The 21,669-nt window shown below is 59.0% G+C and carries 18 protein-coding genes and 2 pseudogenes; 6 read left to right on the top strand and 14 right to left on the bottom strand.

What is annotated here, in order from left to right:
• Positions 1–84: 84 nt before the first annotated feature.
• Both QRN31_RS16295 and QRN31_RS16290 read left to right on the top strand, forming a co-directional pair.
• The gene (locus QRN31_RS16295; RefSeq protein ID WP_285433094.1) at positions 85–1,542 is read left to right on the top strand and encodes an NAD-dependent succinate-semialdehyde dehydrogenase; all 1,458 of its coding nucleotides are present in this window, start codon (positions 85–87) and stop codon (positions 1,540–1,542) included.
• 41 nt (positions 1,543–1,583) lie between these two features.
• Positions 1,584–2,663 (top strand): tartrate dehydrogenase, encoded by a 1,080-nt coding sequence (locus tag QRN31_RS16290; protein WP_285433093.1) that lies wholly within the window; start codon positions 1,584–1,586, stop codon positions 2,661–2,663.
• 274 nt (positions 2,664–2,937) lie between these two features.
• Here QRN31_RS16290 and QRN31_RS16285 read toward each other — a convergent pair whose 3' ends face one another.
• The 5 genes from QRN31_RS16285 to QRN31_RS16265 all read right to left on the bottom strand — a co-directional run bounded on the left by QRN31_RS16285 (position 2,938) and on the right by QRN31_RS16265 (position 8,480).
• A complete protein-coding gene (locus QRN31_RS16285) occupies positions 2,938–4,425 on the bottom strand; it encodes an aldehyde dehydrogenase family protein (protein ID WP_285433092.1) in 1,488 nt (495 codons plus the stop codon).
• Between the two features lie 266 nt (positions 4,426–4,691).
• Positions 4,692–5,549, bottom strand: a complete 858-nt coding sequence (locus QRN31_RS16280) for a GNAT family N-acetyltransferase (protein WP_285433091.1) — start codon at positions 5,547–5,549, stop codon at positions 4,692–4,694.
• A gap of 59 nt (positions 5,550–5,608) precedes the next feature.
• On the bottom strand, positions 5,609–6,793 hold the full coding sequence (locus tag QRN31_RS16275; RefSeq protein WP_285433090.1) for an NAD(P)/FAD-dependent oxidoreductase: 1,185 nt from the start codon (positions 6,791–6,793) through the stop codon (positions 5,609–5,611).
• Between the two features lie 141 nt (positions 6,794–6,934).
• Positions 6,935–7,354, bottom strand: a complete 420-nt coding sequence (locus tag QRN31_RS16270) for a RidA family protein (RefSeq protein WP_285433089.1) — start codon at positions 7,352–7,354, stop codon at positions 6,935–6,937.
• Positions 7,344–8,480 (bottom strand): DSD1 family PLP-dependent enzyme, encoded by a 1,137-nt coding sequence (locus QRN31_RS16265; protein WP_285433088.1) that lies wholly within the window; start codon positions 8,478–8,480, stop codon positions 7,344–7,346. The genes QRN31_RS16270 and QRN31_RS16265 overlap by 11 nt, the downstream gene beginning before the upstream one ends.
• Positions 8,481–8,575: 95 nt before the next feature.
• On the opposite strand from QRN31_RS16265, the gene QRN31_RS16260 reads away from it, so the two are divergent.
• Positions 8,576–9,460: a LysR family transcriptional regulator gene (locus QRN31_RS16260; protein WP_285433087.1), complete on the top strand. Its 885-nt coding sequence runs from the start codon at positions 8,576–8,578 to the stop codon at positions 9,458–9,460.
• Positions 9,461–9,615: 155 nt separating this feature from the next.
• Here the strand turns inward: QRN31_RS16260 and QRN31_RS16255 are convergent, their stop codons facing one another.
• Complete coding sequence (locus QRN31_RS16255) at positions 9,616–10,542, bottom strand: 2-hydroxyacid dehydrogenase (RefSeq protein WP_285433086.1); 927 nt, start codon at positions 10,540–10,542, stop codon at positions 9,616–9,618.
• 273 nt (positions 10,543–10,815) lie between these two features.
• Here QRN31_RS16255 and gabT point away from each other — a divergent pair, with 273 nt between their 5' ends.
• The 3 genes from gabT (at position 10,816) to QRN31_RS16240 (ending at position 13,390) form a co-directional block, all read left to right on the top strand.
• Entirely contained in the window at positions 10,816–12,108 is a 1,293-nt protein-coding gene (gene gabT, locus QRN31_RS16250) for a 4-aminobutyrate--2-oxoglutarate transaminase (RefSeq protein ID WP_285433085.1), read from the top strand.
• 91 nt (positions 12,109–12,199) lie between these two features.
• Positions 12,200–12,856, top strand: a complete 657-nt coding sequence (locus QRN31_RS16245; protein WP_222585777.1) for a 2-haloalkanoic acid dehalogenase — start codon at positions 12,200–12,202, stop codon at positions 12,854–12,856.
• Between the two features lie 45 nt (positions 12,857–12,901).
• The gene (locus QRN31_RS16240) at positions 12,902–13,390 is read left to right on the top strand and encodes an Lrp/AsnC family transcriptional regulator (RefSeq protein ID WP_090182530.1); all 489 of its coding nucleotides are present in this window, start codon (positions 12,902–12,904) and stop codon (positions 13,388–13,390) included.
• 491 nt (positions 13,391–13,881) lie between these two features.
• Here QRN31_RS16240 and QRN31_RS31585 read toward each other — a convergent pair.
• From QRN31_RS31585 to oxdA, 8 genes and pseudogenes are all read right to left on the bottom strand, one after another.
• A pseudogene (locus tag QRN31_RS31585) lies at positions 13,882–14,136 on the bottom strand (methyl-accepting chemotaxis protein); the annotation flags it as partial.
• Positions 14,137–14,166: 30 nt separating this feature from the next.
• Positions 14,167–15,159, bottom strand: a pseudogene (locus QRN31_RS16235) (PAS domain-containing protein); the annotation flags it as partial.
• Positions 15,160–15,258: 99 nt separating this feature from the next.
• Positions 15,259–16,482, bottom strand: a complete 1,224-nt coding sequence (locus QRN31_RS16230; protein WP_285433083.1) for a GTP-binding protein — start codon at positions 16,480–16,482, stop codon at positions 15,259–15,261.
• Positions 16,479–17,141: a nitrile hydratase subunit beta gene (gene nthB, locus QRN31_RS16225; RefSeq protein ID WP_285433082.1), complete on the bottom strand. Its 663-nt coding sequence runs from the start codon at positions 17,139–17,141 to the stop codon at positions 16,479–16,481. The genes QRN31_RS16230 and nthB overlap by 4 nt, the downstream gene beginning before the upstream one ends.
• A gap of 45 nt (positions 17,142–17,186) precedes the next feature.
• On the bottom strand, positions 17,187–17,786 hold the full coding sequence (gene nthA, locus QRN31_RS16220; RefSeq protein WP_285433081.1) for a nitrile hydratase subunit alpha: 600 nt from the start codon (positions 17,784–17,786) through the stop codon (positions 17,187–17,189).
• Between the two features lie 87 nt (positions 17,787–17,873).
• On the bottom strand, positions 17,874–19,388 hold the full coding sequence (locus tag QRN31_RS16215) for an amidase (protein WP_285433080.1): 1,515 nt from the start codon (positions 19,386–19,388) through the stop codon (positions 17,874–17,876).
• Between the two features lie 208 nt (positions 19,389–19,596).
• A complete protein-coding gene (locus tag QRN31_RS16210) occupies positions 19,597–20,466 on the bottom strand; it encodes a transporter (RefSeq protein ID WP_285433079.1) in 870 nt (289 codons plus the stop codon).
• A 136-nt stretch (positions 20,467–20,602) separates the two neighbouring features.
• Positions 20,603–21,661 carry an aliphatic aldoxime dehydratase gene (gene oxdA, locus QRN31_RS16205; protein ID WP_285433078.1) on the bottom strand — a complete coding sequence of 353 codons (1,059 nt, stop codon included), beginning with the start codon at positions 21,659–21,661 and terminating at the stop codon, positions 20,603–20,605.
• Between the last annotated feature and the right edge of the window lie 8 nt (positions 21,662–21,669).

Here is a 21,669-nt window from a genome sequence, read left to right as displayed (position 1 = left end):
CCAACACCGCCCAAATGGCGCTTTCAGCATCCTCATCCGAAGCATCACCCTAGACTGGAACGTGTCTCGGATCAGGACTCGACCATGCTCAAGAATCGTTTGAAAGACCCCAGCCTTTTGGCAGAACTCGCGTATGTGGACGGGCAGTGGATCGGCGCCGACAACGACGCGACCCTGGACGTCATCGACCCAGCCAGCGGCCAGTTGCTGGCTCGCGTGCCGGCCATGCAAGGCGCGCAAACCCGTTGTGCCATCGAAGCCGCCGAAAAAGCCTGGCCCGCCTGGCGCGCACGACCGGCAGCAGAACGTGCGGCGCTGTTGGAGCGCTGGTATCAAGCCATGATCGACAACCTCGACGACCTGGCGCTGATCATGACCTGCGAACAGGGTAAACCGCTGAACGAGGCCAAAGGCGAAATCCGCTACGGTGCTGGTTTCGTCAAATGGTTCGCCGAAGAGGCCCGGCGGGTCTACGGCGAAACCATGCCGGCCCCCAGCAGTGACCGCCGACTGCTGACACTCAAGCAACCGGTTGGAGTTTGCGCCGCGATTACCCCGTGGAACTTCCCCAACGCGATGATCACCCGCAAATGCGCACCTGCCTTGGCGGCCGGCTGCCCAATCATCGTCAAACCCTCGGACCTGACGCCGTTGTCGGCCCTGGCCCTGGCGGTACTGGCCGAGCGTGTCGGCATTCCGGCCGGGGTGTTCAACGTGTTGACCGGCATGCCCGCCGGGATCGGCGAGGAGCTGACCGGCAACCCGGCGGTACGGAAAATCTCCTTTACTGGCTCGACCGCTGTCGGTCGGCTGCTGATGCGCCAGAGCGCCGAGCACATCAAGCGCTTGAGCCTGGAGCTGGGCGGCAACGCGCCGTTCATTGTGTTCGACGACGCTGACCTTGAGCAGGCTGTGGCCGGGATCATGCTCAGCAAGTTTCGCAACGCAGGCCAGACCTGTGTCTGCGCCAACCGGATTCTGGTGCAGGACGGCATCTACGAGCGCTTCGCTCAACGTCTGGTGGAGGAGGTGGGCAAACTCAAGGTCGGCAATGGTCTGGACGCCGATGTCACCATCGGGCCGCTGATCAACCCGGCTGCCGTGAGCAAGGTCGCCCGACACATCGACGATGCCTTGAGTCAGGGCGCGCGGTTGCTCTGCGGCGGTATTCCTGATGGCGACAGTCAGTTCGTGCAGCCCACGGTTCTGGGCGATACCCACGCCGGCATGCTGTTGGCCAACGAAGAAACCTTCGGCCCGGTGGCGCCGCTGATGCGCTTTACCGACGAAGCCGAAGCGCTCGCGCTAGCCAATGCAACCCCTTACGGCCTGGGTGCCTACTTCTTCACCCAGGACCTGCGCCGTTCCTGGCGTTTCGGTGAGGCGCTGGAGTTCGGCATGGTCGGGCTCAACACCGGGATCATTTCCATGGAAGTCGCCCCGTTCGGCGGCATCAAGCAGTCAGGCCTGGGCCGTGAAGGCAGCAAGTACGGCCTGGACGAATACCTGGAAGTCAAAGCCTTCCACATCGGTGGGCTGTAACCCGACCCACGATGGCACAGACATTTTGCGAGGCATGATCGATGAGCAAGACATTCAAAATCGCCGCGATTGCCGGCGATGGTATTGGCAAGGAAGTGCTGCCGGAAGGGTTGCGGGTGCTGGAACAGGCCGCGAAGAAATGGCAGCTGGATTTGAGCATCGAAGTGCTCGACTGGGCACACTGCGATTACTACCTGGAACACGGGCAGATGATGCCCGATGACTGGTTTGAACAGCTCAAGGGTTTCGATGCGATCTACTTCGGTGCCGTGGGTTGGCCGGACAAGGTGCCGGACCACATTTCGTTGTGGGGTTCACTGCTGAAGTTTCGCCGCGACTTCGACCAGTACGTGAACATTCGCCCGGTGCGCCTGTTTCCTGGCGTGCCGTGCCCACTCGCCGGACGCAAACCGGGGGACATCGATTTCGTGGTGATCCGCGAGAACACCGAGGGTGAATATTCCTCGGTCGGCGGCAAAATGTTCGAAGGCACCGACCATGAGTTCGTGCTGCAGGAATCGGTGTTCACCCGCCGTGGCGTCGACCGGATTCTCAAATACGCCTTTGACCTGGCACAGACCCGACCCCGCAAGCGGCTGACGGCGGCGACCAAGTCCAACGGGATCTCGATCAGCATGCCGTATTGGGATGAGCGCACCGCATTGATGGCTGAACAATACCCGGACATCACCTGGGACAAACAGCACATCGACATTCTGTGCGCGCGTTTCGTGCTGCAACCGGACCGTTTTGATGTGGTGGTGGCGTCGAATCTGTTCGGCGACATTCTTTCCGATCTCGGGCCGGCCTGCGCCGGCACCATCGGTATCGCGCCGTCGGCCAACCTCGATCCCGAGCGGCGCTTTCCGTCGTTGTTCGAGCCGGTGCATGGCTCGGCGCCGGACATATACGGGCAGAACATCGCCAACCCGATTGCGATGATCTGGTCCGGGGCGTTGATGCTGGATTTCCTGGGCCACGGTGATGAGCGTTATCGCGCAGCGCATGACGGCATTCTCAAGGCCATCGAGCGGGTTATCGCCGAGGGCCCGATTACCCCCGATCTGGGAGGGCAGGGCTCGACCCAGGATGTCGGTATGGCAATCGTTGCAGCACTTTGAACTGAGGCAACAACAGATCGGCTTGGAAGCCTTCTTCATTTCTGCTACTTCACCCTTTTAGCCCGTCCACACTGCGGGCTTTTTTTATCACATCCAATATATGAACCTTGTTTTTCGCTCAAAATACTGAGCCGCAGAGTTCCACGGAGTTCTGTAAGTGAGTGAAATCGGGAGCTGGCGGGAACTGCTGAAATGCAGGCTCGTGAGGTAATAACCTCACAGCCTGACACCCGGATTGTTTGTGAGCCGCAATACCGGCAGCGGCAAGTATGTTCTATGCGCGCGAAGGGAGGCCTGGCGCTTCGCCAAACCCGATGATTGCTTTGGTTTCCAGGTACTCTTCAAACCCGTAGACACCATACTCACGACCATTACCAGAGCGCTTGTAGCCGCCGAACGGAGCCATTGGATTCCACGCAGGGTAATTCAAATGCACTTGTCCGGCTCGGATACGAGAGGCAACGGTACGTGCAAGATCAAGGTCCTGAGCCTGAACATGGGCACCCAGACCATATACCGTATCGTTTGCGATAGTGACCGCCTCATCGACCGTCTCATAGGGAATGATGCACAGCACTGGACCAAAAATTTCTTCTTGGGCGATCCGCATTCCGGAATCCACCTCGGAAAAAACAGTCGGTCGGGCGTAGAAGCCCTTTTCATGGCCCGGCACACGTCCTGGTCCGCCGCAAACGAGTTTTGCGCCCTCATCAAGGCCAGCCTCGATCATTGCTTGCACGCGATTGAACTGGGCTCCGTTGGCGATAGGACCCAGCACCGTATCTTCCGACTGCGGGTCACCAACGATGATTGCATTGACGGTTGCTGCAGCCAGAGATTCGACCTCGGCCAGCCTGTCCTTTGGGACGATCATTCGTGTCGGGGCGCTGCAGGACTGTCCGACGTTGCGAAACGCAGACATCACTCCCAGCGGGACCGCTTTGGCGAAGTCGGCATCGGGAAGCAGAAGATTCGGCGACTTGCCTCCCAGCTCTTGTGTGACGCGTTTCACCGTATGGGCGGCCGCCTGTGCAACCAGAGCGCCTGCGCGGTTTGAGCCGGTTATGGAAATCATGTCGATATCGGGATGCGCCGCCATGGCTGCGCCGACCTCGGGACCACTTCCGTTCACCAGATTGAAGACGCCGGGCGGTAGGCCTGCGTCATGCACCAGTTGTGCAAAAAGAAGGGCGCTCAGAGGCGACAGTTCGCTTGGCTTCAGGACTACTGTGCATCCGGCAGCAATAGCCGGAGCGACTTTCGCGGTGATTTGATACAGCGGCCAGTTCCACGGGGTGATAAGGCCGCAGACGCCTATTGGTTCGCGTTGGATCGCGGTGCCGTCTTCAACCGTTTGGAAACGATAGGTCGACAGGAGATCACGTGCGACCCGAACGTGTTCGGCCGCCAGTGGCACTTGCATCGCCCGTGCGAATCCGATGGCAGCGCCCATTTCGAGAGAGAGGGCCTGTGCAAGAGCCTCTTTGCGCTCAAGGATAAGTTCGTAGATCTTTCCAAGGATAAGCGCACGCGATTCTGTCGAGGAAGCAGACCAACCAGGAAACGCTGCCCGTGCCGCGGCTACTGCCTGATCAACATCCTCGGCAGACCCTCGCGCGACCTGCGCAACGACCTCTTCACTTGCCGGATTGACCACCGGCAAACTTGCCGGGATTGCAGGGGAAGACCAACGGCCGTTGATATAAAACTTGTGAGATGTTTCCGGATCAACGCTGTAGCTATTCGAAGATTGTGTTGTCATCCAACTAGCTCCTTGGAGCGGTAATAGGCACTGCGAACAGCATGGCCGGGGAGGTAGTGAGTCACCAGAGCATCGCCGTCGCGACCAGTACATCCTTATGCCCTGTTTCCTCAATAAGCTAACAAAGCGGGCCAGGCAACATATGCCGTTATTCAAGTCGGCAAGGGATAATCTGCTGTATCTGCCTCGCTAACGTTGCATCAATGCAACTGAGCCGTTTACGTTGGTATTGCGTGCGATAAAATCCTTGCTGGTGGTCGTGATCGCTAGCCGATAGCTTGTGTAACCAGAGCAAACTGCTTGATTCCACCGCTTGATTGCGGGGGGACTCCGAGAACCATTCGCGGTGCTCTGTCGACGCATTGCAACCCCAGGCTCTCCAGCCAGTCGGCCAACCCGCAATCGGCCAGAATGTCGAAGCGAACAAAGGCACCAGGTATCAAGCGCAGAAGGTGGGTAATCAAGTGTTGGGCCTGTTCCAGGTTTTGCGCGACAACCGGACCAATGATATGGCCACGACCAAAACGACGGAGCAGGGCAGTACCTTGCAGTTTTCCATCCACGTCGATGCCGACCACGTACTCGGCCATCGGGAGCAAATCGTTAAGTACCGTTGTGCGGTCCAGGCCGCTACCAGCATTGGCCAATTCAATCAGCTTCGGGTAATCGGCCGGGCCTGATGCGCGGCAATACGAGCCCTTGATCAAAGGGATCAGCGCAGGTACCTGTGGCACGCCTTGATGCTGCTGGATTCGCGCGAAGTCGACGAATCCCATGCTTGCATAAAGCGGTGCGCCTGACTCGGTGGCATTGAGAATTGGCGTGCGTGGAGCAGTGGCTTCCAGGCACAGGTTCATCAGTCGACGTCCGATCCCCTTACCTTGGTGCTCATCACTCACGATCACTAGGCCGATTGAGGAATAAGCGCCTTGATGGCAGGCGAATGCTACGCCGACCAACTGTCCGTTATGTTCCGTGACAAAGCCTTCGGACGTGCGCTGTACCATGGCCCAGTCTTCTTCTCGGTGAGGCCATTTCAGGTGCAAGGAGAGGGCGTGTGCCGCGGGCATGTCCGCCGCGGTTACAGCGCGGTACAGATAGGCAGAGTCTGACGTTGCAGGCATGTAGCCTCCTTGAAGATGGCGACCTTGAGCGGGGCGATCAGGGCGTTGCGGTGTGCGGCTCATATAAGTTTGCCTGTGCTGAGGAGGCTCGCAGATAAAGGCATCGCAATCGCGGATGGGTCAGTAAACCGACGGATATCGAATGGACTGATCAAGGTGCTGGTACTGCCGGTGCTGATCAGTTCGGCCATCACGTCGCCGACGCCCGGGCCAAGCTGGAAGCCATGGCCGCAGAAGCCGAAGGCGTAGAACAAGCCGTCGACGGTGCCGCTGGGGCCGATGACCGGCAGGGAGTCTGGCGTATAGCTCTCGATGCCGCTCCACACCCGGATGATGTTCAGCTTTTCGGCCCCTGGCAGCAGGCGGCGCATTTGCCGCATCTGGTTGAGCAGGCTTTCCGGCTGGAAGTAGGCTCGCCGGTTGAGCATGTCCGGTTTGCAGCGGTTGCCGCCGCCGATGATGATGTTGCCGCGGGGGATCTGGCGGAAGTAGATCACCTCTTCCTTGATTTTGGTAAACACGCCAATCACCGTCGGCAAGGCGTAGGGCACCGGCTCGGTCACCGACATTTGCGGACCATTGGGTTCCAGCGGCACCGGTTCGCCGAATTGTTCGGACAGCTTGGCGGCCCAGGCGCCCGCGGTGATCAACAGTTGCTGGGCGACGAACAGCTGACCATCGGTGGTCGTGACGTGGAATTCGTCATCGACCTTCTGCACCTCGGCGACCTCGGTGCGTTCTTCGATCCGCGCGCCGAGGCGCCGGGCTGCCCGGGCAAACGCCGGCGCTGCCAGACGCGGGTTGGCGTGACCATCGTGAGGCGCGTAGGAACCGCCCTTGACCTCCGGGCCGAGGAACGGGAAGCGTGCATGCAAAGCCTTGCCCGTGAGGATCTGCAAGTCCAGTTCACGGGCCTCCGGGGCCGCCGCATAGTCCTCCAGTTCAGCAATTTCATCTTCGCGATAACACACACGCATATGGCCGCTGGCGATGAACTCTAGGTCGTCGTCGATCAGCTCCGGCAGTCGTTTCCACAGCGCCCAGGAACGGTTGGCCAATTCCAATTGGCCCAGATACCGCCCCTGGCGTCGCACGTTGCCGAAGTTCACGCCACTGGCGTACTGACCGATCTGGTCACGCTCCAGCAGGGTGACTGAGTGCCCACGCCGGCGCAGGAAAAACGCCGACGTCGAGCCCATGATGCCGCCGCCGATAATCAGAACATCGCTTTTTTGCGGTTTCATAATGGCTCCTCGATGATCGTCATTGGTAAGGGTTTGACCGGGGCCTGACTCCGTTGCCGACCGACCTGTTGCACACTGACGCCGGCCGCAGCGGCAATCACTTCGGCCCCGGCCTGAGAGCAATACCGGCCCTGGCAACCGTCATTGGCAGGTTTCCTTTTGTTCACCGCGGGCCAGCGCTTCGATTTCGATCAAGTAACCATGATGCAGGACCGGAACGGGCACCACGGCGCGTGCAGGCCGATGTTCACCCAGGTAACGGGCATAAATTCGATCAAAGGTGGGCCAGTGTTCTATCCCTACGACATAGACCGTGACCTTCAGGAGATCACTCGTGCTCCGGCCCGCTTCGCGGAGGATCGCCACGAGGTTGTCGAGGGCGATTGATGTTTGAACCTCAAACGGTTGGTCGGCACTGTGGTCGCCATTCGCGCGTACCGGCAGTTGCCCGGACACATATAAAACACCCTCGTGCGCGACCGCCTGGGAGTAATGTCCACCCGGAGCTGCGGCGTTAGCCGTTTGGATTAAGTCGATCGAACCTGCTTGATTACCAGCCATGTAAGCGACTCCATGTGTGCACGACGCCCTCGGCGTCACAAGCGTGATAGTCCGGGAATTGCGCGCCTGTGGCACATGCATGGTTGGGCAGAATGCGCAGACGGCTGCCGATGGGGAAGCGCGTTACGATGTTGGCGCTCTCGGCCGTTCCAAGAGTGATGATGCCGTGTTCCTGGTTGGCGCCAGTGACCAGCGCGCCCTCGATCCAGTCGCCAGCTTCGGTACACACCTGTCCGTAACCGAAGTCCTGTCGCTGGCGCTGCGTGCCTCGATCACGACTCATGGCCATCCAGCCGGCATCGGTGATGATCCAGCCTTTATCTTGCTGGTGGCCGATGACGGTGGTCAGCACGCTCAGTGCCAACTCGTCTGTCTGGCAGACGCCGATGTTGCGCATCACCAGGTCGAAGAACACATAAACGCCTGCGCGTACTTCAGTGACGTCTTCCAGGCTCAGTGCCGATAGTGCCGTGGGAGTGGAGCCGATGCTGACCTCCGGGCACACCAGCCCGGCTTCGCGGATTCTTTTGGCGGCACTGACGCAGAGGAAGCGTTCTTGTTCGGCCAAAATCTGCAGCGCTTCAAGATTGTCGAGTTCGTAGCTGGATCCGGCGTGGGTCATCACGCCTCGCAATTGCATGCCCCCTTCGGAAAGGACCCGTGCGACGTCTATGAGTGCATTGTCTTCAACGGTCAGACCTGATCGATGGCCGTCGCAATCTATTTCGATCCAGACCTCGAATCGTTCGTCGTTCTGCTGTCCGAAGGAGACGATGGCTTGAGCCCCGATGACGCTGTCGGTGAGCATGCTCAGCCGGCAGCCTTTGCGCCTGAGTGTCAGTGCCTGGGCCAATTTGCCAGGCGCTATTGCAACGGCATAAAAAATGTCGCTGATGCCTTCAGCGAAACAATGCTCAGCTTCTTTCAGGGTGGAAACTGTGACGCCGCTTGCGCCAGCGGCTATCTGTGCCTTGATCACGGGGAGGCATTTGCTGGTCTTGATGTGCGGGCGCAAACGCACACCCAGGGTGTCCATGCGTTGCTGCATGCGCTGGATATTGCGCTGCATTCGCGAGACATCGACTATCGCGACGGGGGTATCGAGGGAGGCAATAGAAGTTGGCATGACAGAACTCGGGTGGCTGGGTACAGGGGCCACTCTACTCAGCTGTCATTAAGTTATGGTTCAATGGATAGTCATCAATCATTAAGTAAAATTGAATGATCTCCGTCGAAGACCTACGTCTGGCTGTAACGCTGGCGCGCTCCGAGTCTTTAAGCGCTGCTGCCAGAATTCTGAATGTCTCACCACCGGCGTTGTCCATGCGTCTGCGTAAGCTGGAGACGCTGCTCGGTCTGACCTTGGCTAATCGCGATGCCCGGCGCCTGAGTCTCACCGCCGATGGCGAGCGTTTCTCCCGAGAAAGCGCGCTCTTGCTGGAACAGTTGGAGGCGCTTCCGGAATCTTTCAAGCAGCAAGACGAGCGACTGGTTGGCACACTCAGGTTAGCGGCGCCGTTCGGCTATGGTCGACAACGCATTGCGCCGCTGCTGGCTCGTTTTGCCAGGTTGCACCCACAACTGTGCCTGCACCTGGATTTGCGCGAAACGCCATGGCCAGATCGTCACGACAGCGATGCTGTGATTCACATCGGTCACCTCAATGACAGCCTGTGGATCGCCAAGCCTCTCACGCAAAACAACCGATGGTTATGCGCCAGTCCGGCCTATCTAGAGCATCACGGTGTGCCGTCGTCGCCGGACCAACTCACCGAGCATCGTTACATTTGCATTCGTGAAAATGATGAAGATGTCACGCTGTGGCATATGCGTAAGGGGGCGGAGCGGAAAACGCTGCGCATCGAACCCATGTTGTTGAGTAACGACGGAAGCGTAGCTCGGCGTTGGGCCGAGCAAGGCTTGGGGTTGGTTTTACGTTCGCAATGGGACGTAAGTGACGCTATTGCCAGCGGCAGCCTGATACGGGTGATGGCGGATTGGCAATTCGACAGCGCTCCGATCAACCTGTTGGTCCCCTCACGCAAACTTCGCAGTCCGCGTGTACAGGCGTTAGTGGCATTTCTGGAAGCTGCGTTGAAAGCATGATCGGGGTGATCGCCGAGGTGCCAATCACGCCGGACGTGGGCGGGAAGGGCTCAACACAGAAGGTGGGCGGAGCAATTGCCGAGCGACTTTGATCCACGCCGCTGATCCACCGTGGACTTGACCATGCCTGCTCCCACAGTGGATTTGCGCGGTATTCAGTAACCCAGGGTGCGGTCGATCTCACCCACCATCGGCTCTCCACGTTGATGTCGCCGAATATTCTCCAGCAACACCCTGAACGCACTTTCCGGCTGGGTCATGGCCGCGATGTGCGGGGTCAGCAGAATCTTTGGATGGTGCCAGAATGGATGATCCGCCGGCGCCGGCTCTTGCTGTAGCACGTCGATGACCGCGCCGCTGAGTTGCCCGGTGTCCAGGGCCGCCAGCAGATCACTTTCCACCAGATGCCCGCCACGGCCCATGTTGATCAGCGCCGCGCCATGGGGTAGTTGGCGAAACAGTTTTTCATCGAGAATGCCCTGGGTTTGTTCGGTCAGCGGCAGCACGCACAATAAAATGTCGCACTGGCTAAGGAACGCAGGCAGTTGCTCATTGCCGGCATAGCAATCCACATCAGGAATCTGATGGACACTGCGGGCCCAACCTGACAATGCAAACCCCAGGGGGCGTAACGCCGCCAGAATCTGCTGGGCCTGGGTGCCGAGGCCCATGATCCCGATCCGACGCTTGTTCGCCGGTTGCAGCAAGTGCGCCTGCCAGCAGCGAGCCATTTGTTGCTGGCGATAACGGAGCATGTCCCGATGCAGGCTCAACACAGCGAAACAGGCGTACTCGCACATGCCCCGGGTGATGCCCGGATCCAGCAGGCGCACCAGCGGCAAACTGATGGGCAAGCGTGCGAGATCCAGTTGATCGACCCCGGCGGACAGGGCGAACAGCACTTTAAGATTGGGCAGCAACGCCTCAAAATCGTCGGGCGCCTGCCAGGCGGCCAGATACTCGATGTCCGTGGGGTCGCCGATGTCCGGCCAGGCGCGCCATTCGATATCCGGGGCGTGCTCGGCGAACAGCGCTTTCCACTGCTCGCCGCGTACAGGGTCAGCTTTGTAAAGCAGGGCCATGGGCATTTCCTGAAAGGGTGAAGGTGCTCTCCATCCTCGCGCAATGCCAGCGCAGGATCTGTCGAAAGCACCGGGTTAAACGGGTTGCACGAGGTTTTATTGGCGATGCTCCGGCAGATTCGGCCTGCTGAAGGAATCTGCCGTTTGGCAGGGTGAAAACAGTTGATCCGAATTTCTCAGGGGCCAAGTTCGGCGTAGATCGTTTCGCGCAAGGCTTAACCTGAACACCATCGCAACCACCTCCCGGTTGCCGGACTCACGATGGGATATGCCATGAATAGCAAAGTCGACGAAACCCCTCATTTGCTCCGTCAGCGCGATCAATTCGTGCCACGTGGCCTGATTACCGCTCACCCATTGGTGATCGATCGCGCCCAAGGTGCCGAATTGTGGGATGTGGACGGCAAGCGCTACCTGGACTTCGTCGGCGGTATTGGCGTGCTAAACATCGGCCACAATCACCCAAAAGTGGTTGCGGCCGTGCAGGCACAATTGCAAAAGGTCTCCCACGCCTGTTTCCAGGTGGTTGCGTATAAGCCTTACCTCGATCTGGCCCAACGCCTGTGCGAAATGATAGGCGGTCAGGACGCTTATAAAGCAGCGTTCTTCACCTCAGGCGCCGAAGCCGTGGAAAACGCGATCAAGATCGCCCGCGCCCACACCAACCGTTCGGCCGTTATCGCCTTTCGCGGCGGCTTCCACGGTCGCACCTTGCTTGGCACTACGCTGACCGGCATGAGCCAGCCTTACAAGCAGAACTTCGGGCCGTTCGCGCCGGAGGTGTTCCACACCCCGTACCCGAATGCCTATCGCGGTGTCGGCAGCGACATGGCGCTCAAGGCTCTCGACGAGTTGTTCGCCACTCAGGTGGCGCCGGAGCGGGTCGCGGCCATCATTATCGAGCCGGTGCAGGGCGATGGCGGTTTCCTCTCGGCACCGGCGGAGTTTCTCCAGGCTCTGCGTGCTCTGACTGAAAAGCACGGCATTGTGTTGATCCTCGATGAAATCCAGACCGGTTTCGGCCGTACCGGCAAATGGTTCGGTTTCCAGCATGCCGGGATTCAGCCGGATCTGGTGACGGTCGCCAAGAGTTTGGCAGGTGGATTGCCGCTGTCGGGTGTGGTCGGCAAGGCAGCGATCATGGACGCCCCGCTGCCAGGCGGTCTGGGCGGCACCTACGGCGGTAACGCGTTGTCCTGCGCTGCGGCACTGGCGGTGATAGAAGCCTACGAGCAAGAACAATTGCTTGCCCGGAGCGAAGCACTGGGCGAGCGTTTGCGCCAGGGGCTGTTGCGTTTGCAGGCTCGTCACTGGCAAATCGGCGACGTACGCGGCACCGGTTTCATGTTGGCGCTTGAGCTGATCAAGGATGACGAGGCTCGCACACCAGACGCCGACTTGAATCAGCGGCTGATCGATGAAGCCCGGGCCGGCGGCTTACTGGTGATCAAATGCGGTGTCCACCGAAACGTGCTGCGCTTCCTCGCGCCGTTGGTGACAGCAGATGAACAGGTCGACGAAGCCTTGCAGATTCTGGAAGCCGCATTGGCACGCGTCTTGAAATGAGTTCGTGCCCGCTCGAGGCGGTGCCGCAAGGCATCGCCCGTGCGCGTTTATGGAGCATGGATGAAATGCATCATCGGAGGCTTTGCACATCATGGGGCTGACTGAATATCGAGCGTTGCTCATTCATTGCGACGAGGTTCTGGTCGATCGGGATTCGGGAGTCTGGGCGGCATTGCAACCCTTGCTCGACAGCCGGGGCGGACACCCGGACAAGGAACAGGTGCTGGCCGAATACAGCGAGGTGTTGCGCGCACTGTATCCGCGCTTCGGTGAACTGGGTTTTAGTGGTCTGCTGTGTTTCGCCCATCGCCAGTTGGCTGAATGCTGGGGGCTCAAAGCCAGCTGGGAGGAGGGCATGAGCTTTGCCCGTTCGGTCGCCAATTGGTCGCTGTTCGAGGATGCGCCGGGGGCGATGCTGTACCTGCGCAAGTTCTATCGCCTGCTGGTGCAGGGCGATCGGGATGTTGAAGATCGAGCGCTGCTCTGTGAGCGGCTGGGGATTATGCCCGACGATTTCATTTCACTGGCCAGCGATCCATTGCAGGATCAGGATTGGTTAAAAGCCAACGGACTTGAAGCCGGAGATATCCTGCAAGTGACGCGGCCTTCTGCCGGTCGGCGGTTGGCCGCCAATGTATGCCTGATCAGTCGTGCACGTGAAAATAAGCCATCCCCTTGCGCGGCGGATTACTGCATCAACAGCATGGCGGATCTGGTGGCTCAGCATCAGCTGTCTTTACGGCGCTGATTTTGCTAGAAGATTGTCCTACAAACGGCAGTCACGAGGTACGCAATGGAAGGTTTAGTGAAACTGGACCGGATCGACATCAGCATTTTGGTTGAGCTGCAAAAAGACGGCCGCATGACCAACGTCAGCCTGGCCGATGCCGTGGGATTATCGGCCAGTCCCTGCCTGCAACGGGTCAAGCGACTGGAGTCGGCGGGGTATATTTCCAGCTACAAGGCGCACCTGAACCTGGCGAAGATCACTGACTCGGTCACGGTCTTCACCGAGATCACCTTGAGCGACCACAAGCGCGAAGATTTCGCCAAGTTCGAGTCCAACATCCGCCAGGTGGATGAAGTGCTTGAATGCCATTTGATCAGCGGTGGCTACGATTACCTGGTGCGCTTCATGACCCGCAGCATCCAGCACTACCAGGAAGTCATCGAAAGCCTGCTGGACAAGAACATTGGCATTTCCAAGTATTTCAGTTACATCGTCATCAAATCACCGGTGCTCAAGGACGGCGTGCCATTGCGCAAATTGCTGCGTCATTGACAGACTTCATTCTCGATCCGTTATGAATAACCTATGGGAGCGAGGTTGCTCGCGTTGAGGGCATCACATTCAACATCCCCGTTGAATGTTGCACCGCCATCGCGAGCGCTCCCACAGTCGTTTTGATCTGAAGCAATGCACTGGGTTGGGGCGTTGAACCTCGGGGCCTCACTGTAAAATTTTGGAAGCTTTCAAGAGGTATGAAAAAGGAGATGGGGGGCTAGGGCGTGAGTGTTCGAATCACTCCGTCCCGAACATTATTCCCGATTAATATCAGACATTTAAGCCGATCAGTTAGATCGGCTTTTTTGTGCCTGCGCAAAACTACCCGGTGATTTCGCTGATATTCAGGTCCGCAATTGCTTCGGGGACCAGACGATTTTCTCGTGGTCCCGCTCGGGCTATGCCCGGATTCACGGAGCCTCCCAACTCGGAGCAAAGGGTGTGGTGGAGCCGAAAACAAAAAAGCCGCGGTCGAGTCAGTAGCCCTCTATCATGTCTGCCGCCTGCTGAGTCGCCTGACTGGTTCGGGTGGCGAGTTTGCGAACCTCGTCGGCGACCACGGCGAAGCCGCGTCCTGCCTCGCCTGCGCGTGCGGCCTCAATGGCCGCGTTCAGGGCCAACAGATTGGTCTGGTTGGCGATTCCCTGTATGGCGGCAACGATCTGCGTCAGTTTGGTGAGGTTTCCCTGCATGGCCTGATGTTGTCGTTCTTGGGTCTCACGCAACTGGCTCTCCTCGTGACTCGCGTGAATGTCGGTGATAGCGCCAACTACACGTAGTGGCGAACCGTCAGCCGTGCGTCGGGTCTGGCCACGGCCGCGGAACCAACGGTATTCACCGCTCTTGTGTCTGAGTCGGTAGGCGACGTCGAAGGGGGTCTTTCCTGTACGGTCATCGACGTGTGCGACGAAGGCGCCTATAGCGCGTTGGCTGTCCTCGGGATGCAGGCGTGACGACCAGGCTTCCAAAGTATTGGGGAATTCTTCGGCCGTAGTGTGGCCGAGCAGGCGTCGCATCTGTGAAGACCACCAGATGGCGTTCTTCGGATTGGCCGGATCGCCAGCCACTACCTCGATGTCCCAGAGCCCGTCGTGGAGCATTTCCCGGGCAATCTCGAAACGGGTGGCCGCCAGTGAAAGCGCTTCGTCCTGCAAGCGTTGCGCGTGGATGTCGCGCAACACTCCGGCGATGGCCACTGGCATGCCCTGGGCATCGCGACGGGATTCACCGCGGATGCGGCACCAGCGATATACACCTTCGAAGGTCATTCGAACATCCAGATCGTAGCTGGTCCGGCCGCTGCGATCTGCGAGATGTTTCGACAAGGCATCGTGGTTGCGCTGGCGGTCATCCGGGTGTAGTCGCTCGCTCCAGAGATTGAGCTGGGCAGGCAACTGTGTCGGGATCGTCCAGGAACCTGACCAGCGCAGTGCGCTACCGGGATCGGGCTGGGTAGTTGTGCCTGGATCGAGTTCCCAGAACAGGTCTCCTGTCCCTTGAACGGCGAGTTCCCAGCGTGTCTGGAGTTGTTGCAGTTGAGCGTCGCGCTCAGCGAGCCGTAAGGTGATTTGTTCCAGGTTTTGGCTCAGGTTCTCTTCTCGCGCTAGCAGGCCTCGTCGCTCGTTGAGGAGACTCTCCACCCTTGTCAGAATGTGCCGCAACACCGGGCGGTCGGAAGGGATTGCCGAGCCAGCGATCTCGGGTCGATCCAGCCTGTCGGCGAGTGAGGCCAGTGCCCGATGGGTAGTTCTGTTGAAGAACAACATACAGCGCCTCTCAGTCCGTGAAAATTGAAGTTAAAGGTCATAACGAGGCTTGCCCGGCCTCGCTAAAGTGGGTGCATTGGTAGGCAGACTGCCGAGCGGTCAGGGCGACAATGCCTTGAGGTCAAAGGATGTTGCGCCTGGCAAGGTTGGCCACGTCTGTGGACCTTCCAAGATCTCCTGCGGAGTCAGCAGGCAAGCATCCAGTTGCAGCTTCAAATTATCCAGGTCGATACCCTGGCCGATGAAGACGATTTCCTGTCGGCAATCCCCGGTGATTTCGTTCCATTTGGCCATTATTCCTTCGCGGCGATAGTCGTCCTGAGGCCATTGCGATTGGGCAATGAATGTCCACCAGCGCCCGACATAGTCCCAACGAAATTGCCCACCACTTTGCACCAGCATGCCAATGTCCAGATGCCGACTGGCAACCCAGAAGTAGCCTTTGCAACGCAGTAGCCGCCCGTTTTGCCAAGGCCGCTGCAGGAACTCCAGCAGACGTTGCGGATGGAATGGCGCACGCTCCTGATATACCCACGAAGCAATTCCATAGGTGTCCGACTCGGGAGGACGATCGTCACTCGATTCCAGGCTTTTCATCCAGCCGGGTGACTGCACCAGACTCGGCAAATCGAAGCGGCCGGTGTCGAGGATCTTCGACAGATCGACGTCACCGTGGTCCATGGGCAGGATTTCGGCCTGCGGATTGAGGCCCGCAAGAACGGCGCTCAGTTCCAGAAAGCCTTTCTCGCCAATCACGTCCAGCCGACTGACGAGGATGACGTTGGCGTATTCAACCTGTTCGATCAGCAGGTCGGACAAGTGACGTAATGGCGTGCCCGTTTCGTCCTCGTCGCCGACTGTATCCCGTGAGGCCAGCAGCGCCTGGAAGTTGCTGCCATCGACAACGGTGACCAAGGTGTCGAGCCGCGCCAGTTCGCTAAGACTGAATCCTTGCGAATCGAGGAAGGCGAAGGTCTCGGCGACCGGCATCGGTTCGGAGATGCCGGTGGACTCGATCAGCAGGTAATCGAAGCGCTGCTGACGCGCCAGCAGGCTGATCTGCTCAAGCAGATCAGCGCGCAGCGTGCAGCAGATGCAACCGTTGCTCATCTCGACCAGTTCATCGCTACCGCGGTGCAGCGACACGTTGCGTGCCACGTCCTCGGCGTCGATGTTGACTTCGCTCATGTCGTTGACGATGACCGCCACCCGCATACCTGCGCGGTTGCGCAGGATGTGGTTGAGCAGGGTCGTCTTGCCGGAGCCGAGGAAGCCCGAAAGGACCGTCACCGGCAATCGAACCAACTGGGCCCCGTCAATCATGCGGCCACCGTTTTCGCATCGACGGCCTTGTCCAGATAGCTTTCGAACAGGTCGACGACCACGAAGCCATCGTCCGCGGCATCGCCCCACAGATCCTTTACACGGAATTCAACGTGATAGGTCGGCTGGTGCGCCGCGCTCAAATCGCCGTGACCGATGGCATCCGGGAACGGCCATTTTTCCGAGGTGCGGTGTCGGACGATGCCTTCCTTGCCGCGTACATAGGCCGGCATGCGCACATGGCCGGCCACGTATTCGTCGCGAACCACTACCCGGTCGCCGACTTCAAATGGCGGGCGGCCGGTGATGGCAGGGCGGCCCTTGTCGTGGGGAGAGTTGGCCAATTTGAAGGGTGAGCCCAGCGCCTGATCGAGTTCGTCCTGGGTGATGAGGCCGGTTTCGACCAGCAACGTGGCCGTGGCGATGACGTAGCGTTCGTAATATTGCGTGCCGACGTGCTGGCGGACATCAAGCCGTTCGACGGCGTGACGGATTTCGTCGACGCTGAATTTTTTCAGCTGGTCGGCGCCGATAAACATCAGGCTGTAAGCCAGGTGTTCCCACTCCTGTTTGAATACTTGCTTGTAGTCCTGAGTATTGATGACATGGGGAACCTTGCCAAAGCCTTGAAAACCGCCGAGATCGTGAAAGCCATCCATAATAAAAACCTCCGAAAGTTAGAAGAAGATGAAGAGTCTTTTGGGTCAACGTACGTGGGGCAGGGCAACCCCGATCAGCACATCCTTGGTCACCAGTTTCTGAAGCTCTTCTTCACTCATGTGCTCGGAGCCTTCGGGCCTTAAGGGCAGGACCAGATAGCGGCTTTCTGCGCTGGTATCCCAGACTTTGACGACCACATCGCTTGGTAACTCTGTGCCCATCTCACGCAGCACGGTACGTCCTTCACGAACCAGACGTGCACGGAATTCAAAACCCTTGTACCACTCCGGCGGCAACCCCAGGACGGGCCAGTTGGTGCAGGAGCACAGGCTGCAGACGATGACATTTTTCAGCTGGGGCAAATCCTCCAGAGCCACGATGTATTCGCCTTGCGGGCCGGTGAAACCAAACTGCGCACACGCTGCGGTGCCGTCTCTGAGCAACAGTTCCCGGAACTGTGGATCGACCCAGGCTTTGGCGACTACACGGGCGCCGTTTTCCGGGCTCCATTGGTGCTCCATCAGTTCGGTTAGCTGCTCGATATAGCCCTCCGGAATCAGTTCCTTATCTTTCAAAACCTTGAACAAGGCCCAGGCCCGCTCGCTGGGCGTCGAAGTGGATGCTGGGGATACAGTGGCGCTCATGATGTAACTCCTCGGTTAACACGGTTAAAAAAAGTGAAGATCAGCCCCGGTTTTTATTGATGTACGGGAGGCTTGGGGTAAGCAGCCTTACAACGTCTTCCAGTCGACGGCGGCCTCGAACGCTGCCGCTGCCTGGTAAATCGTGCCTTCGGCATAGTGTTTGCCAACGAACATCAGCCCCACCGGCAGACCGTTCACCAGACCGCATGGGATCGACATGGCCGGATGACCGGTAATGTCCTGAGGCGCTGTGTTGCCGATCATTTCCAGCGCCCGGGCCACGTACTCAGTGATCGAACAATCGGGTTCGGGGTGGGGCTGGGCGATGATCGGTACGGTCGGCATGACCAGTAGGTCGTAGGTCTCCAGTGCCTTGTCATAACCGGCCCGGGCGAAGCGTGCGATGTTCTGTGCCTTGGCGTAGAAACGACCGTTGTAGCGTTCCAGGCCGTACTGGCCGACGAACATGCAGAGCTTGAGCGACGCGGATAAAGCGTCCGCTTGTTCGCGCCAACCGACCTGTTTATCCAGCAGGCCGACGTCGTAGAGACCCTTCCAGTTAAAACCTGCGCCATTGCCATGCATCATCTGCATGGTCAGGCCTTCGCAGCCGATGGGGTGCCACAGCGAACCCGCCAGATTGTGCTCTGGAACAGAGACTTCCTCGACGCGAGCGCCCAAAGCCTCAAGGCGGGCGATGGCGCTGCGTACCTTGTCGGCAACGCGTGGATCCTGATTGGCCAGCTGGAAGCCTTCCTGCAGGACGCCGATCCGGAGCCCGCTCACACCTCGATCCAGGTAGTCGCAGTAGGCGTCGACCTGAGGTGCGGCCTGGCGAGGATCGAGTCCATCGGCACCGGCCATGACTTCCAGCATCAGCGCGTTGTCACGTACGTTGCGGGTGATGGGACCGACATGGTCGATGGTGGCTTCGATCGCCATGATCCCGGTGTAAGGCACCAAACCGTGGGTCGGCTTCATGCCATAGGTGCCGCAGAACGCTGAAGGGATGCGGATCGAACCGCCTTGATCGCCGCCAACCGCCAGGTCCACCTCGCTGGCTGCCACCAATGCAGCGCTACCGGAGGAGGAACCTCCAGCAGCGAAACCGTTCCGGTATGGGTTGTGTACGGGGGCCGGATCAGACGTGTGGCTACCACCGGAGAGGCAGTAATGCTCGCAGGTCGCCTTGCCCAGAATGGTGACCCCGGCGTCCAGCAAGCGGGTCACCACGGTGGCGTCAAACGACGGTACAAACCCTTCCAGGATTGAGGCGCCGTTCATCATCGGGACGCCAGCCAAGGCGATGTTGTCCTTGAGCGCAACAGTCTTGCCTGCAAGCTTGCCCTCACGGGCGCCATTGACTTCAGTCCTGTAATACCAGGCGTTGAGCAGGTTCTGCGGGTGTGAAGGGCGGTAGCCCGAACTGCGGTCGTACCGCACCGGCGGGGTGAAATCCGGCAACTCGTCGACCAAGTCATAGGCGTCGAAACTTGGCTGCATAAGTGCCAGGTATTCCGCTGCCTGCTCATGGTTCAGCTGCATATTCAGCCGGCCAGCGATGTCCTGCAGTTGATCGAGGGTAGGGCGAACAATGGCCATGATTTTCCTATTCTTTTTGTCTGTGATCGACGACGGGTCAGTCAGTACGGGAGCGTTCGATGGTGTTTGCAAAACACTCGGCCGGTACCTGGAGCGACATCAATCGATGTGGGTAACAAGGTTCAAGTTAGGCATCCGTCTTGGCATTTGCTTGGCTGAGAAGGACAGCCATTTGGTTGAAAAGGACAACCTGCCGAGCGTGGCGCGCTCAGAACACTTTCAAGACGCGCAGGTTCAGGCGTGCGCCTTCCTTGAAGCCTTGTTCGACCTCGATGTCAGTGCCGATCTGGGCCTGAATCTGCAGCGTGGGCTCGATGAAGTGCGTGACGGTGAAACGGCCATAGGAGGTGGATACCCCATCGTGCTGATCGACCCCGTTGACCGTGGTCGCCGAGCCGGTGATGTAGCCGCCGCCAACGGCGAAGGTGGTGCTCGGCGTCCAGTTGTAGCGCACGGCGGCCTGGTACTCGTAGCGGGTGTTTTCTTCCAGCTTTGCCCCGGTCGAGCCGAAGTCATTGTTGGCCGACACCCATGAGGCTTCAGCCACGGTGTCCAGGGCCCATTTCGGGGAGAAATGGTGGATGTACGCCGCCTGTAGCGTGGCGCGCCAGCGGTTCTCGCCAAGGTTCAGGGCATCGTTTTTATCGTAGCTCCCCACCGGAAAGGACAGGTACGGTGCCAAAGAGAAGATGTCCTTGTTCGCGGTCGGCAGCGTCCACTTCAGCGGGGCGGTGATGATCGGGTCGCCGATGCCACGAGTATCGCCCAACGTACCGACATCTCCGGAAGCGTTCAGTTGACCGAAGGGCAACAGAATCTGCGGTTCCCATGAGAGGTTTTCTGACAGGCCGATGGCGTGCACATAACGCAGGATGCCAATGTCAGAACTGAGCCGGGCGTCGTCGGAGACCTTATGGCCGTTCTGGTACAGATCCGAGCGGTCGGCATGCTGGTAGTAGAGCAGCAAGGCGTTGGCGCCGGCCGGCAATGGCTCGAAATCGCCTGGAGCTACCTCGATGGCCTGGCTTTTGACAAAGGGCAGCATGCCCAGCACGAGTAAAAAGTGACTCAACTTCATGATCGATTTCCTGGCAAAAGGGCCCCCAACCCCATGCGCTAGAGATGGGGGGCCGAAAAAACTGTGCGGGGGGGATAACGGTGTCAGGGCGGAATTCGAATCAAGACCGCCCGTGAACGCCGGGTTGCGTCAGACGTCAGGTCTTAGGGATCAACGCGTCACGCAACATGCCGGTCTGCGGGTGGCAGTTGATGTACTCGAACACTTGATCCTTGGCGTCGGATACCGAAACTTCGTGGTAGAGCCGAAGCTTCGACAGGCTGGTGGCAACACGAAAGAAGGTGACGAAGATCCGCAGATGGGTCGGATGGGATTCGGCCCAGCGCTCGAGTTTTTCCAGGGAGCGCCAGTGGCCAATGTTGTAGCTGAGGTTCAGGAAATTGCCCTCCAGGTCTATGTAGTTCACGAAGCGATTGCTGTAACAACCCAGGTCCTTGCCACTGTCGCGCAAGAAGTCCATACCCGCCTGCAGCGTCGGCAGAATTTCGTTGAGATAGAGCGATCGTTCGTCGTCGCCGGCATCCGCCCAATCCTGCCCGGAGCGGATCAGCGCGATATTGTCGTGGCCTTGCACGACCACGCGCCCACCTTTGGCCGGGTCGCCAGCGATGACCGTCAGTTCGCCGCAAGGAGCCATCCAGTCGGTCTGGGATATCGGGAAGCGGTCACGCATCGATCCCCAGTAACCGTGCTCTTCGATTTCGTCGCTGATGCTGTCCATCACGGCGCCAACACCGGGCAACTCATCGCGAAAGCCATACAGCGTCTCGAACTGCTCGGCTCGCGGCGCGACAATTTCCCGAAAGTAACCCAGGCCTTCGCTCACCCGATCCTCTGAAGACCACCATTCGATGACCTCAGGCGTGCGCAGCCAGAGGCAATACGCGGCGGGGTCTTTCCAGTAACCGACGATCATCAGGTTGTCGTAACCACTGTTGTCAGTGTGGTGAGTCAGGTCATGGCTCAGAGGGCCATCGGGCAAACTCAGGCTGGCGGCAATGTGGCGCATGGCGTTCAGGGCTGCTTCACGCTGGTCCTCCCCGCGGTATTGCACACCCCAATACCCCATCACTACTTGTTCCAGTTGCTCATCGGCGCGTCCAACCCACATGGGGAAGGGTGGTTGGTATTCATCGGGGACGCGACGAGACAACGTGCGCGGGCATTTGAGGTGCTTATCGATCGCAGATTCCATGGTGGGCT

It is taken from the genome of Pseudomonas sp. fls2-241-R2A-110 (assembly GCF_030209165.1).
In the GTDB taxonomy this organism is placed as follows: domain Bacteria; phylum Pseudomonadota; class Gammaproteobacteria; order Pseudomonadales; family Pseudomonadaceae; genus Aquipseudomonas.
This window is presented reverse-complemented; position numbering and strand designations above follow the sequence as displayed.